At 45.1% G+C, this 14533-nt stretch carries 13 protein-coding genes and 1 other annotated feature; of the genes, 6 read left to right on the forward strand and 7 right to left on the reverse strand.

The features are described 5' to 3' along the window. Window positions 1–153: 153 nt before the first annotated feature. A complete protein-coding gene (locus JMN17_RS00005; RefSeq protein WP_202326864.1) occupies window positions 154–900 on the reverse strand; it encodes an LMBR1 domain-containing protein in 747 nt (248 codons plus the stop codon). Window positions 901–1088: 188 nt separating this feature from the next. On the opposite strand from JMN17_RS00005, the gene JMN17_RS00010 reads away from it, so the two are divergent. After that, window positions 1089–2282, forward strand: a complete 1194-nt coding sequence (locus JMN17_RS00010; protein ID WP_087992880.1) for an MDR family MFS transporter — start codon at window positions 1089–1091, stop codon at window positions 2280–2282. Window positions 2283–2313: 31 nt separating this feature from the next. On the opposite strand, the gene JMN17_RS00015 is transcribed toward JMN17_RS00010, so the two are convergent. After that, window positions 2314–3099, reverse strand: a complete 786-nt coding sequence (locus tag JMN17_RS00015) for a blue-light photoreceptor (RefSeq protein WP_087992879.1) — start codon at window positions 3097–3099, stop codon at window positions 2314–2316. Window positions 3100–3502: 403 nt separating this feature from the next. Here JMN17_RS00015 and JMN17_RS00020 point away from each other — a divergent pair, with 403 nt between their 5' ends. The 3 genes from JMN17_RS00020 to JMN17_RS00030 all read left to right on the forward strand — a co-directional run bounded on the left by JMN17_RS00020 (window position 3503) and on the right by JMN17_RS00030 (window position 7364). Beyond that, complete coding sequence (locus tag JMN17_RS00020; protein ID WP_003223352.1) at window positions 3503–3838, forward strand: DUF4257 domain-containing protein; 336 nt, start codon at window positions 3503–3505, stop codon at window positions 3836–3838. Between the two features lie 103 nt (window positions 3839–3941). Further along, window positions 3942–4156: a binding site (T-box leader), on the forward strand. Window positions 4157–4265: 109 nt separating this feature from the next. Continuing rightward, window positions 4266–6680, forward strand: coding sequence for a leucine--tRNA ligase (leuS, locus tag JMN17_RS00025; protein WP_202326866.1), 2415 nt, complete (start codon window positions 4266–4268; stop codon window positions 6678–6680). A gap of 372 nt (window positions 6681–7052) precedes the next feature. Next, the gene (locus tag JMN17_RS00030; RefSeq protein WP_087992877.1) at window positions 7053–7364 is read left to right on the forward strand and encodes a rhodanese-like domain-containing protein; all 312 of its coding nucleotides are present in this window, start codon (window positions 7053–7055) and stop codon (window positions 7362–7364) included. A gap of 22 nt (window positions 7365–7386) precedes the next feature. Here JMN17_RS00030 and melA read toward each other — a convergent pair whose 3' ends face one another. The 5 genes from melA to JMN17_RS00055 are packed head-to-tail and all read right to left on the reverse strand — an operon-like array spanning window position 7387 to window position 12784. Continuing rightward, window positions 7387–8685, reverse strand: a complete 1299-nt coding sequence (gene melA / locus JMN17_RS00035) for an alpha-galactosidase MelA (protein WP_202326868.1) — start codon at window positions 8683–8685, stop codon at window positions 7387–7389. 19 nt (window positions 8686–8704) lie between these two features. Then, complete coding sequence (locus tag JMN17_RS00040; RefSeq protein ID WP_087992875.1) at window positions 8705–9535, reverse strand: carbohydrate ABC transporter permease; 831 nt, start codon at window positions 9533–9535, stop codon at window positions 8705–8707. After that, window positions 9532–10443 carry a carbohydrate ABC transporter permease gene (locus JMN17_RS00045; protein WP_202326870.1) on the reverse strand — a complete coding sequence of 304 codons (912 nt, stop codon included), beginning with the start codon at window positions 10441–10443 and terminating at the stop codon, window positions 9532–9534. The genes JMN17_RS00040 and JMN17_RS00045 overlap by 4 nt, the downstream gene beginning before the upstream one ends. Further along, complete coding sequence (locus JMN17_RS00050) at window positions 10436–11716, reverse strand: ABC transporter substrate-binding protein (RefSeq protein ID WP_087992873.1); 1281 nt, start codon at window positions 11714–11716, stop codon at window positions 10436–10438. The genes JMN17_RS00045 and JMN17_RS00050 overlap by 8 nt, the downstream gene beginning before the upstream one ends. Before the next feature lie 33 nt (window positions 11717–11749). Continuing rightward, window positions 11750–12784 (reverse strand): LacI family DNA-binding transcriptional regulator, encoded by a 1035-nt coding sequence (locus JMN17_RS00055; protein ID WP_087992872.1) that lies wholly within the window; start codon window positions 12782–12784, stop codon window positions 11750–11752. Window positions 12785–13001: 217 nt separating this feature from the next. Here JMN17_RS00055 and JMN17_RS00060 point away from each other — a divergent pair, with 217 nt between their 5' ends. Beyond that, a complete protein-coding gene (locus JMN17_RS00060) occupies window positions 13002–13901 on the forward strand; it encodes a dienelactone hydrolase family protein (RefSeq protein ID WP_087992871.1) in 900 nt (299 codons plus the stop codon). A 54-nt stretch (window positions 13902–13955) separates the two neighbouring features. Continuing rightward, a complete protein-coding gene (locus JMN17_RS00065) occupies window positions 13956–14456 on the forward strand; it encodes a hypothetical protein (protein ID WP_087992870.1) in 501 nt (166 codons plus the stop codon). The last annotated feature ends 77 nt before the right edge of the window (window positions 14457–14533 follow it).

Raw genomic sequence — 14533 nt, forward strand, 5'->3', positions numbered from 1 at the left:
CACGAATTAGGACATTCGCTCCGCTCCAATGCTCGCCTTTCCTAGACTTCAAGGGTTTTCAACCACGCTGAAAAGATGACAAAATCCTAAAACTAAACCGTTTTAGGATTTTGTCAACAATCTGAAAGCTCCAGAGGTTCTGGAGCTTTTTGTTTATCGTTTTGGCGGCCGGTAACCGGCGGCTTCAGCTTCTTCAACTGAGCAAAACATTTCAGCCGGATCGGTTGTCCGGTCATAGTATGTACTGCCCGGTGTGTGATAGATGCCGCTTTTGCTGCCTTTTATATTACAGCTTTCTGCTGTGGCAGCTGTTTTGGTTTCATTACTTTTATTCGTATTGCTAGAAGAACTTCCAGCGTTTTCTTGTGAACTTGCAGTTTGGCTTTTCGTCTCTTTTAATTGCTTTTCAAGCTGTGTTTTATCTTGCTGCAGTGCTTCATTTTCAGCCTTTACTGTTTTTGTATCTTCTTTGAGCTGTTTTTGACTTTCTTGAAGCTCTTTCATTTCTGCTTTTAATGATTTCTGAGTCTTTTTTAGATCACTATTTTCTTTTTCAAGCTGCTGTAGTTTGTCTTGGTCTTTTGTGTTGTCCTTCAACTTCTTTGCTTTAGAACTGGCTGCTTCATATTCTTTCTCTAGTGCTTCATGCTCTTTTGTAAGGCTTTTATATTCGGCGTTTAGCGCTGAATATTTTTTCTCGGCATTTGCTGCTGCAGCGTCTGGGTCTGTCAATGCTGCTCCGGTGACGAGCAGCACCAGGCCTCCTATCAAAAGCGGCCAAAAGAGTCTCTTAGAGAAACATTTTTCCTTTTTCAGCACATATCTGACAAGATGATATAATCCATAGCCAAGCGAAATGAGACATGCAAGAAATCCTAAGAATAATAATACCATTTCCATAACATTATCCCTTTTTCTATTTATTTTACATTTTTCAAACAATATTTGTTAGATTTTTTCAAGCTCATCAGTTGAAAAATGTGAAATAGACAGATAGAATGAATGTGCTATGATCATTCGATTCGTACGAAGCCGTTTTAGGTTTCGTTTTTTTCATGAGCTTTTTTAGGCGAGAAAGGGGGATGAGTATGCCGCGTGCTCTTAAAATTTTAGTTATTGGAATGTTTATTAATGTGACGGGTGCTTCTTTTTTATGGCCGCTGAATACGATTTATATCCATAATCATTTAGGGAAGTCGTTAACAGTAGCCGGGCTTGTTTTGATGCTGAATTCAGGCGCCAGTGTGGTCGGGAATTTAAGCGGCGGTTTTTTGTTTGATAAAATCGGCGGCTTTAAATCAATTATGCTCGGGATTGCGATTACGTTGGCAAGCCTGCTGGGCCTTGTCTTTTTTCATGATTGGCCGGCCTACATTGTGCTGCTGACCATTGTGGGATTTGGTTCCGGTATTGTTTTTCCGGCAAGCTATGCAATGGCTGGATCGGTCTGGCCTGAAGGGGGAAGAAAGGCATTTAATGCGATCTATGTCGCACAAAACGCGGGTGTGGCCGTCGGCTCAGCACTTGGCGGTGCCGTGGCTTCTTTCTCGTTTTCATATGTATTTTTGGCGAATGCTGTATTGTATATGGCCTTTTTCTTTATCGTATATTTCGGATTTCGAAATATTCAGACGAAGGACGCGTCCCAAACGTCTGTGCTTGATTATGATGCTGTAAACAGCAAAGCGAAATTTGCCGCGCTCATCATATTAAGCAGCGGCTATGTACTCGGATGGCTGGCTTATTCTCAATGGTCTACCACGATTGCTTCGTACACGCAAAGCATTGGAATATCCCTTTCCTTATACAGTGTGCTGTGGACGGTCAACGGAATTTTAATTGTGTTTGGCCAGCCGCTTGTCAGCTTTGTGGTGAAAAAATGGGCGGAGTCTCTGAAGGCGCAAATGGTCATCGGATTTATCATTTTTATTGTATCCTTCAGTATGCTGCTGACGGCAAAGCACTTCCTGATGTTTCTGGCTGCCATGGTGATCCTGACCATCGGGGAAATGCTTGTCTGGCCTGCGGTGCCGACAATAGCCAACCAGCTTGCCCCTAAAGGGAAGGAAGGATTTTATCAAGGTTTTGTCAACAGCGCGGCGACAGGCGGCAGAATGATTGGTCCGTTGTTCGGCGGTTTGCTTGTCGATCATTTCGGCATTCAGGCTCTTGTGTTGTCTCTTTTGGTTTTGCTGATGATCAGTATCGCCACAACGCTTTTATATGACAAACGGATAAAACCGGCTAAAGAAACAAATAAACAAGCATCAATCTCTTCATAATAAAAGATCCCGCCGGATGAGCGGGATCTTTTTACATGATCGGAAGCACGTTAACGGCATCCTTTACATTTGAATATGTTTGCAGCGATGAAAAATTGGCGTCCAGTTTATTCATTTTCATGGCCAATTCAGGTTTAATGCCGGTAATGATTAATTCGGTTCCGGTTAATTTCAGCAAATGGCTCAGCTTGAAAATTTGATCGGCGGTTTGTTCATTCACTTGTGCCAGCCCTGATAAATCAATGATCAAATAATCATCTTTGGATGTTGATAAGATATTCGTCAATGTGCAGACGATGGAATTAAATCGCTCCTCTGTCAGGTTGCCGACTAGCGGAAGAGCCGAAACGCCGTTGCGAATCGGGACAATAGGCGTTGAAAGTGCAGTGATTTCTGTGAGGGAATCCTCGAGAAGCTTCTCATACTCTTTTTGCCGGGTGATATCTTTTTGAATGCCGACAAAATAGGTCTTGCCTTCAATCTCGAGCGGGTCAATATTCAATTCATTCCAGAATAACGTTCCGTCTTTTTTGTAGTTTTGGATCTGAACGGTAACCGGCTCTTTATGTTGTATAGCGGTTCTAATGTTTTCTACTTCAGCGGGGTCTGTGTGTTTCCCCTGTAAGAAGCGGCAGTTCTTTCCTAAAATCTCTCCGGCTTCATAGCCGGTCATTTGAACAAAGCCTTGGTTTACGTAGACAATAGGATTATCTTCAAGTGAGGGGTCTGTAATGACCACACCGACTCGCGCATGATCAAGCGCTTTTTTGATGACTTCCAGCTGTCCTTGTATTCCAAATGATTGAAAACTAGCCATATAAATCCCCCTTAGGCCGCCAGCTTGCTGTGCGAAAGCCTTGTATTCCCCTTTTTACAATGAATTATACAGTAACCGTAGCACAACACATGTTCTGATTCAAGCAAGCGCGTAGTTTGTTGTTTGTCATCAAGGCTTGTCCTCGTATACACTAAAAATAAGAACAGAAATTGAACATATGAACGGAAAGTGTATAGAAGCTTAATGAGTGACTAGGTAAATGTCACTGGGTGAAAAATGAATCCAATGCATCAAGCTTACCGATCATGTGTTCACATATAATGGAAGAAACAAGCTTTTTTCAGATTTGCCAGTATGTAGATATCGAAAATCATCGGAATCGTTTAAGGGGGCTGGATGGCCTGAAGTCGCTTTACGAAATAAGGGCTTTAGGAAGGTGATGATGAAGATGCTGCATCAGGTACTCATTGCTTGTGTAATTGGAGGAATCATGGGGATTCTCGGTCATGTGAAAAAGAGAGGCAGACTGGAGAAACCCAGAATGACGAAGCGGTTTATCTACCTTGGATTTTTGGAAGATTGGTTTATCGGAATGACAGCTTCCATTTTACTTGTATTATCCGCTGACCCCGATTCAGGAATTCAACTTGTCATCTTATCCATTATCTCAGGCTACGGCGGTGAAGCTGTTCTCAGAAGTTTTGACTTTGTGAGAGAAATGAACAGCGGCGGCGAACCGGCCGAGTCCAAACGTCAAACCAAAACTCCACCCGAATAATTGTCCTCAATCTCCGCCCGTTCAGGGTACATTCCCATTGTATACAAACCTGCTTGCACTTATGAACAGAATTCTATAAAATACAGTTAAGATTACGGTTGCGATAAGAACAATGAAGAGGAGCAGTAGGAAGCAGATATTGTTGCAGAGAGTTGACGGCTGGTGAAAGTCAATCAAGTTTGTTTCCGAACTCACCTCAGAGTTGCAGCGGTGAAAAGCCGCTGACGCATAACTGCGTTAAAAGTATCAAGTGAGTGCGGCGCACGCCGCGCTAACGAGGGTGGTACCGCGGGAAAACGAAAGTCTCTCGTCCCTTTTTGGGATGAGGGAGTTTTTTTTAGTTTGGGAATATTCTGAATATAATTCTCTCCTTCCCGTCAATACTTGAACCATACACGCCGTATTCAATCAGAAGGAGGTTTTCACTTTGAGTTTTCAGCACAAAGAGATAGAAAAGAAATGGCAAACATACTGGCTTGAAAACAAAACATTTGCCACTCTTGACCATAATGAAAAACAAAAATTTTACGCGCTGGACATGTTCCCTTATCCGTCAGGAGCGGGCTTGCACGTCGGCCATCCTGAAGGGTATACAGCCACGGATATCCTGTCTCGTATGAAGCGTATGCAGGGCCACGATGTCCTTCATCCAATGGGCTGGGACGCATTCGGCTTGCCGGCTGAACAATACGCACTTGACACAGGGAACGATCCCGCTGTGTTTACGAAGCAGAATATCGATAATTTCCGCCGCCAAATTCAGTCGCTTGGCTTCTCGTATGACTGGGATCGTGAAATCAATACGACTGACCCTGAATACTATAAATGGACGCAGTGGATTTTCTTAAAGCTATACGAAAAAGGCCTTGCTTACGTTGACGAAGTGCCTGTAAACTGGTGCCCTGCTTTAGGTACGGTTCTTGCCAATGAAGAAGTCATTGACGGCAAGAGCGAACGCGGCGGCCATCCGGTAGAGAGACGCCCGATGAGGCAGTGGATGCTGAAAATCACCGCCTATGCGGACAGGCTTCTCGAAGACTTGGAAGAGCTTGACTGGCCGGAAAGCATTAAAGATATGCAGCGCAACTGGATCGGCCGTTCTGAAGGTGCGCACGTTCATTTTGCTGTAGATGGACATGATGAATCCTTTACGGTATTTACGACAAGACCAGATACGCTGTTTGGCGCTACATACACTGTACTTGCTCCGGAACACGCATTGGTGGAACACATCACAACGACAGAGCAAAAAGAAGCTGTAGAAGCATATATCAAAGAAATTCAATCAAAGAGTGACCTTGAGCGTACAGATCTTGCGAAAACAAAGACAGGCGTTTTCACAGGAGCCTATGCGATCAATCCTGTAAACGGAGAAACATTGCCGATCTGGATTGCGGATTACGTTCTTGCATCATACGGAACAGGTGCTGTCATGGCGGTTCCTGGTCACGATGAGCGTGATTTTGAATTCGCCAAAACATTCGGCCTTCCGATGAAGGAAGTTGTGAAAGGCGGAAACGTTGAGGAAGCAGCGTACACTGGCGACGGCGAACACGTGAACTCTGATTTTCTAAACGGCCTTAACAAGCAGGAAGCAATTGCGAAAGTGATCGCTTGGCTGGAAGAAACGAAAAACGGCGAGAAGAAAGTGACATACCGTCTGCGCGACTGGCTCTTCAGCCGCCAGCGTTATTGGGGCGAGCCGATTCCGGTCATTCATTGGGAAGACGGAACATCAACGGCTGTGCCGGAAGAGGAGCTGCCGCTGATTTTGCCGAAAACGGATGAAATCAAACCGAGCGGAACAGGTGAATCACCGCTTGCGAACATCAAAGAGTGGGTGGAAGTCACAGACCCTGAGACAGGGAAAAAAGGAAGAAGAGAAACGAATACAATGCCGCAATGGGCGGGAAGCTGCTGGTATTTCTTGCGCTATATTGATCCGCGTAACCCGGATCAGCTGGCATCACCAGAGAAATTGGAAAAATGGCTTCCGGTTGATATGTATATCGGCGGCGCAGAACATGCCGTGCTTCACCTTCTGTATGCCCGCTTCTGGCATAAGTTCCTTTATGATATCGGTGTAGTGCCGACGAAAGAACCGTTCCAAAAGCTGTACAACCAAGGAATGATTCTCGGCGAAAACAACGAAAAAATGAGTAAATCTAAAGGGAACGTTGTCAACCCTGACGAAATCGTTGCCTCTCACGGCGCTGATACGCTAAGATTGTACGAAATGTTCATGGGACCGCTTGATGCTTCAATCGCCTGGTCTGAATCAGGCTTAGACGGCGCGCGCCGCTTCCTTGACCGTGTATGGCGTCTGTTTGTTGAAGAAAGCGGTGAGCTTAATGGCAAAATCGTTGAAGGCGCTGGTGAAACATTGGAGCGCGTATATCATGAAACGGTCATGAAAGTCACAGATCATTACGAAGGCCTTCGTTTCAACACGGGTATTTCCCAGCTGATGGTCTTTATTAATGAAGCTTATAAAGCGTCAGATCTGCCAAAAGAATATATGGAAGGCTTCGTAAAGCTTCTTTCTCCAATCGCGCCTCACTTAGCGGAAGAGCTATGGGAGAAGCTTGGCCATTCCGGCACGATTGCATACGAAGCTTGGCCTGTATATGATGAAACAAAACTTGTGGATGATGAAGTTGAAATCGTTGTTCAGCTGAACGGAAAAGTAAAAGCGAAATTACAGGTTCCTGCCGATGCGACGAAAGAACAGCTGGAACAGCTTGCTCAATCAGATGAAAAGGTCCAAGAGCAGCTTGAAGGCAAAACGATTCGAAAAATCATCGCGGTGCCTGGCAAGCTTGTCAATATTGTGGCAAACTAAGCCTAAGGAAAAATCCCCTTTATCAAAAGGGGATTTCAGCGTGTCGACAAACCCTCGCATTCGTTGTCAGTCCTGCGCGTTGGTGCTCACTTGAGAAAAGATCAGCGGCTAAAAGCTGAGCGTCCTGCTCAAACGCCGCTGTCACCGCATCCTGCGGAAGTCTGCTCCAATGCTCGTCCTTCCTAGACTTCAAGGGTTTTCAATCACGCTGACAAGATGACAAAATCCTAAAACAAAAACCGTTTTAGGACTTTGTCTACAATCTGAAATCCCCTTTATCAAAAGGGGATTTTTTTCATCAGTCTCTGAATAGCAATCGCCCGGCTGACTTTGCTATACTGAACATGATCATTGTGAATAGGAGTGTTTTCTTTGGAGATAAAAGAAATCAGCACAGCCGCTTTAAAAGAAAAAATTGAGGCGGAGGAAGAGTTATATTTGATTGATGTCAGAGAAGATGAAGAGGTGGCGGAAGGCATGATCCCGCAAGCCGTTCATATTCGCATGGGGGATATTCCTGAAAAAATGGATACCCTTGATAAAGACAAAGAGTACGTGTTTATCTGCCGCTCAGGAATGCGCAGCATGAATGTCTGCAGGTACTTGGATGAGCAGGGCTTTAAAACCGTCAACGTTGAAGGCGGCATGATGGCCTGGGAAGGCGAAACAAAACCAAAAAACTAGGGGAGAGCGGTCCCCTAGTTTTTTATTTGTATTCCGGCAGCCAATCGCCGTGTGCTGTGAATAAATCGTCACACATGGAGATGATGTCAGTCATGGAAAGTTCCGCGCTTGTATGCGGATCAAGCATTGCGGCTTGGTAAACCGCTTCTTTTTTCAATGTGACAGCGGCTTCAATTGTCATCAGCTGTGTATTAATATTCGTCCGGTTTAAGGCCGCAAGCTGCTCAGGCAGTTCTCCGGCGAAGCACGGGGTAATTTTTTTTCTGTCGGCGACGCATGTCACTTCCACAACCGCTTTTGAAGGAAGATTGGTGATCAGCCCTGTATTCAAGACGTTTCCCCCGAAGGTGAACGGCTCGTTTGTTTCCATTGCTTCTATAATTCTTGAACCATATTCCTTTGAGCGTTCGTGCGTAAGGTTTTTATTATTGACGATTTCATCCCGCATTTTCTCCCAATTTTGAATCTGTTTGACGCATCTTCTTGGATATTCATCGAGCGGGATTTGCAGCTCGCTGATCAGCTCGGGATAGTTCCGTTTAATAAAGTATGGATGGTATTCTGCGTTGTGTTCGGACGATTCCGTGACATAATAGCCGAACTTATCCATCAATTCAAACCGCACCATATCATGATGTTTTGTTTTTTGTTTTTCTTTTGCTCTCCTTTTGATTTCTGGATATAGATCTACGCCGTCTTTTTTGACTTCCAAAAGCCAAGCCATATGGTTGATGCCCGCGATGCGCTCCTCGATTCCGCCATGCTCCATTCCAAGAGATTTGAATAAATCCTTCGTGCACACTTGGACACTGTGGCAGAGCCCGATTGTTTTGATACTAGTATAGCGAAGCATGGTGCCTGTAAGAGAGGCCATCGGATTTGTATAATTTAAAAACCACGCATCCGGGCACATGTCCTCCATATCTTTTGCGATATCAAATAAGACCGGGATGGTTCTGAGTGATCTGAAGATCCCGCCGATGCCGACTGTGTCGGCAATCGTCTGGCGCAACCCGTACCGTTTAGGAATCTCGAAATCTATGACTGTGCTCGGTTTATATCCTCCAACCTGAATGGCATTGATGACATAGCTTGCGTTCTGTAAGGCGAGTTTTCTATCATCATAGCTATTGATGGCCACACTCGGGTTATAACGGTCTCTCAGATTTTCAAGCATCAGCTGGGATTCCTGCAGGCGTTTCGGATCAATGTCGTAAAGGGCGAATTCAAATCCATTCAGCGCTTCTGTTAACAAGCAGTCTCCCAAAACATTTTTGGCGAAAATGGTGCTACCTGCACCGATAAATGTAATCTTTTTCATATGGCTTCCTCCTTTAATGTTATCCCTTTACCGCTCCGGATGACAGGCCGGCAATAAAGTATTTTTGCAGCGCCAAAAACAGAATAACCATCGGCAGCATTGCCATAAGCGCGGCTGCGGCAACTAAATGCAGATTGTTGGCGTTTTCTCCGAAAAACCCTGCCATGGCCACTGTTAATGTCTGAACCTTTTGATCTTGTAAAAAGAAAATCGCAAATTGATAGTCGTTCCATATGAAGACACAAGAAATAATACAGATGGTCGCAGTGATCGGTTTCAGCAGAGGAAACACGATCGTAAAAAAGATTTTTAGCATGCCTGCACCGTCTATTCGTGCGGCTTCTTCAAGCTCTTTTGGAATGGTCGAACGGATAAAGCCTGAATACAAGAATACGGTTAACGGCATATAAGCCGCTGTATTGATCAAAATGGCGATGGCGTGTGTATTAACCATGCCGGCGTCCACAACCATTCTGTACAAGGGGACCATGGATGTTAACGGAGGGATGATCATAATGGAAATCAGCAAGGCAAAAACGGCTTTATTCAGCTTCGTTTCCCGCCGGGCAAGAGGGTACGCGGCAAGAGAGCCGAATATGATCAATAACAAGGCAGAAAAACCTGTGATGATGATGGTGTTTATAAATGAATTTCCTAATGAAGCACGCTCCCATGCTTCTGAAAAATTGTGAAAGGAGATGTCGGCTGGAAACTGCCATTTCGAACTGTAGTCTCCTTTTGCTTTCAATGAAGTGGTCAGCAGGATGTAAAATGGAATAAAATGCGCACAGGCTACAATAGTGGCAAAAAGCGTAACGATCCGCAGTTTTTTTGAACGGGCGGCTTTCATGACATTTCCGTCTCCTTTCTTTTAAAGTACGCAAGCGCGCAAAAGCTGATGATCAAAATGACAAATGCCATAAATATGCCTTGCGTTGCGGCATAGCCGGCATCCTGCCGTTTGAAATACAAATCATACATAAACGTAGACATGGATTGTGACGCATTTCCGGGACCGCCCGCGGTGAGCGCGATAATGATATCAAACAGCTTTAAGCCTCCGATAATGTTGATGACCATATTAATCGTGATCGAGGGCATTAACAGCGGCAGCGTGATCGTGAAAAACTGCTGGCCTTGTTTCGCGCCATCCATTTGCGCAGCTTCATAGTAGTCTTTCGGAATGCTTTGCAGGCCGGCTAAGTAGACAACCATAGCAATCCCGACATATTGATACGTGTTTATCATGACAATGAGCCACGGATTGAGCGACGGACTGGCGAGTGCATTGATCGGGCCGATGCCAAATACACCGAGCAAATCGTTGAGCGCGCCTCCGTCGTAGGAGAAGAAAAAGTACCAAATATAGCCCATGATGAGCGGGCTGATCATGACCGGCAAATAGACAATTGTTCTTGTTATCGCTTTCATTTTGATGCTTTGATTCAAGAGCAGGGCGTACAGGAGTCCGACCACATTTTGAAAAAAGGTACTGCCGAGCCCGTAAAGCAGCGTGTTTTTTAAGATGTGCCAAGTATCGGGATCAGAAAACAGCCTTTCATATTGCGCGAATCCCACCCATTGGTAGATTTGTGAAAAGCCGTTCCAGTTTGTAAAGGTGATCAATGCGCCTTTCACAAATGGATAAATCATAAAGACTAGAACGGAGAGCAAAGCAGGAATGTACATACACCAAAGTGAGGACTGCTTTTTCGGCTTAACCTGTTTCACATGAACGTCTCTTGCGATATCACTCATTGTTTTCAGCTCCCTGTGTTTCCGATTGCTCCCGTAGTCGTTTGTATTCTCTTCCCAGCTTCTTTGAAATCTCTTGAGGCGTCAAAATGTCAGCAGCAAGTTCCTGCCCGGCCGTGCCCAGAACGTCCCACATTCCGTTTGGCAGGTATAAACGGTCGAAGTAAGGCTCGACTTTGACATCTTGATAATGCTCATAGTCATTTGCGTAGAAAATATCAGCTTTTACATTGGTCAGCCCTGATGGAAGCGATGTGGCTTCAGCCATTTGTTTGGCATTGGCGGGACGGGCCATAAATGCGATGAATTCTTTCGCTTCTTTTACATGAGGCGAGTCTTTCCAAGCTGCAAGCGTGTAGCGTTCACCGCCGATCCATATCGGATCATCTCCGGCATGTATGGCAGGTGTCGGGATAATGCCAACCTTGACGTTCGGATTGATCTGGGCAACGTCTTGGCCGAGTGTGCCGCCTTGCATTGTAAAGGCGATTTTGTTTTGAGCCATTAATTCAATGAGTTGTGATTTTTTTGCGGTTACAGCGTCAATATTAATCAGTTTTTCTTTCTGCATTTGTTTAAGGATGTCTGATAAATAAGTGAATTTGCTCCAATTAAAGGTGCCGTTGATGAGCTGTTTTTTTTCATTATGGGCAGGATCTGTGATGAGAAGAGGCGTAGCGAATTGATCGTAATATTGGGCAAATGAGCTTTTGTCATATCCGGCAAACCAGAAGGGAACGATGCTTCCTTTGCTCTTTTCTTTAATCGTTCTCAGTGCTTTCAAAAAATCATCCATCGTTTCCGGCGGGGCAATGCTGTAACGCTCTAACATATTGCGGTTATATGCCAGACCGTCTTTTGCCTGATTGATCGGATAGGCATAGACCTTTCCGCTTTTATTTTTAAGGATGCTGTTTAAATTGGGATCGAGACCTTGAGTCCATTCCATATCCCGGAGATCCGCTGTATATTCTCCGTACCTGATTTTCCCCCAGCCATGTGTATCGAAAAGATCAGGCAAGTCATTGGCTGCCATTCTGACACGCATCATATTTTCATAGTCATTGCCTGGGAAATGAAGGCTGACACGAATGTCACTGTGTTCCTTTTCAAACGCTGCCGTCAGTTTTCTGAACGTAGCTCTTTCACTGTCCGTTGACATTGTAGAATAAATGGTTAACGTCTTTTTTTCGGTATCTGCTGAGCTTTTCTCTGCTGAGCAGCCGGGCAGAATAACTAGAATAAGAGAGAGAAATAAAACAAAAGTGTGTTTCATCTTTTCCTCCTTATGATCGTGATGATTGTTTTCTTATGTCACCTCCTTAGTTGTACAGCCGCAGCTTTGTCTCACGATTAATGTTGTGGGCATGGTGACATGGTGAGGAAGCGTTCGGCCATTGAGGCGGTCAAGCAGCAGTTTTACGCCTGTACGGCCCATTTCCTCTGTGTACACCTTCACCGTTGTTAATGGCGTGCTGGCAAATTCAGCTTCTTCAATGCCATTAAAGCTGACGATCGCTGTATCCCGCGGCACTTGCAGTCCGGCTTCCTGGAGCGCTTTTAATGCGCCGATCGCCATGGAATCGCTGGCGATAAAGAATGCTTCCGGCAGATTGCCTTGAGCGATTGCTTTCTTCATCAGGCGATAACCCTCACGCATGCTGTATTCTCCGACCAGCACATGCTCAGGCTGGGGGACGGCGGACTCCAAAAAGGCGGTCAGCCGTTTGTCTTCAATTGTTCTGCGGATGCTTTGGCCGTCCTTCAGCGTATGCTCTTTTTCCTGTCCGCCAATGTAACCTAGCCGTTTGTAACCAAGGCCGAAAAGGTGATCAATCGCTTGGCGTGAAGCGGATTCAAAATCAATGCCAATCGAATCGTATGTTTGCGGATCAGGAGAATGATTGATAAATACGGCATGCTCCAGCCTTCCGCTGATATGCTTAACTGCTTCATCATGAACACGGCCGATGACAATGACACCATCCAGTTCCCGAAAGATATGCTCCTGAAAGGAACCGAGATGAATCGAATTTGTAATGAAAATTTCCTGTTCAAAGCATTCTTTTTCAATGCCTTTGCGAATCGAAGAAAAATAAGGGTCCTGCCGTTCCTGATCAGGGGACAGACAGCTCAGTACGCCGATCAGCGGTTGGGTCCGCTGTTTTTGCCCGCGGGCTTTCCGGCGTTTAGCAACCGTTTGATAGCCGAGCTCTTCAGCGATATTGATGACTCTTTGTCTCGTTTCGCCCGCAACAGAAAGCGACTCATCTTCATTTAAAATCCTGGAAACAGTCGCACTGGAAACATTAGCTTTTAAGGCGATATCTTTAATCCGAACCATGGTAATCCCTCTCATCTATTTAGTAAAATATGAACTCGTCTGTTTTTGATAAATTGATATTATCATGTGAAAGTAAGCGGTTACAATAATTATTTTCGGAATATTTCGTTATATTTACTAAACATTTAGTAAATAATGCGATTTAGTTTGAAAAAATAAAGGGGAAACCAGTTCTGTCTCGTAAATGTGAAGTAAGCGAATAAGGAAGGATGATGGAATGAGAGAGGAAAGAAGAAAGCAGCTGTTTCGATTGCTTGGAGATTTGCCTGATCGGAGGCAAATTAGGGCGGAGACCTTGCGTATTGAAGAAAGAGAAGGAAATATCATTGAAACGCTCCTGCTCGACTTAAACGGACATGAAAAGGTGCCTGCTTATTTTGTGAAGCCGGAGTCCGCAGATGGACCGTGTCCGTCCGTATTGTTTCAGCATTCGCATGGGGGGCGGTATGACAAGGGAAAAAGTGAACTGATTGAAGGAGCAGACTACTTGAAAGCGCCTTCTTTTTCCAGTGAGCTGACTTCTCTCGGGTATAGCGTGCTTGCGATTGATCATTGGGGGTTTGGGGATCGGCGGGGAAAAGCGGAAAGCGAGATTTTTAAAGAAATGCTTCTTACCGGAAGAGTGATGTGGGGCATGATGATTTATGACAGTTTAAGAGCGCTAGATTATATGCAGTCTCGCCCTGATGTTCAGGCTGACAGAATCGGAACCATCGGCATGTCTATGGGAGGATTGATGGCGTGGTGGACTACGGCGCTTGATGACCGGATCAAGGTGTGTGTGGATTTGTGCAGCCAGGTAGATCATCATGTGCTGATGAAAACACAAAATCTTGACCGGCACGGCTTTTATTATTATGTCCCGTCGCTTGCAAAATATTTTTCCGCATCTGAAATCCAAAGCCTGATCGCGCCGCGCCCGCACCTTAGCCTTGTGGGTGCACACGACCGGTTAACGCCGGCTGAGGGTGTGAACAAAATCGAAAAAGAATTGTCAGCTGTATATGCTGAACAGGGAGCTACTGATTGTTATCGGGTGGCCCGTTCCGCTTCAGGGCATTTCGAAACGGCCGTCATGAGGCATGAAGCTGTCCGGTTTTTGCAAAAGCGGCTGTGACGGTTACGGGAAACTGGCAGAAAGACGCAGACTTGAGCGAGGGATGTGGAACCAATGGAAGTACAAGATATTTTGGATTGGGCTTTCCGGCGGCATCTTAATCCATTAAGCTGGTATATTCGCCCCCTCTTTTTACTAGTACTGGTTTATGCTGCGTATAAGCGCAGCTGGAAAGGCATCATCATCACTTTTGTATTGATGATGAGCAGTATGGTCTGGTTTCCAGAACCTAAGAAGATTCACTTGCAAATGCAAAAAGTGCTCGAATTCGAGCAAATGCTTTTAAGCAGTCCGGTCTCGGCTGTTTTAACAATTTCTTTCATGATGGTTTTTCTCGGTTTTATTTTGGCTGCTTTCTGGAAGCGGTCGCTTGTATTTGGTTTAATCCTATTGAATGTGACACTCGCTGGGAAGGTGGCCCTCTCCTTATTTTTCACAGGCGAGAATGGCTGGGCGCCGTTAGGCAATACGATTTTTGGGCTGGTGATGGTAAATGGGATCGGCTTGTTCATTAAGTATCGAAATCGAAAAAAACGAAGAGGAATAGACATTTAAGGCTAGGACCGTTTTACTGTAAAACGGTCTTTTTGCTCGTTTCAACAATCAGTCTCAAACCAAAATGAAGATTTCTT

The sequence above is a fragment of the Bacillus sp. RHFS10 genome (assembly GCF_016757475.1).
Taxonomy (GTDB): domain Bacteria; phylum Bacillota; class Bacilli; order Bacillales; family Bacillaceae; genus Bacillus; species Bacillus subtilis_G.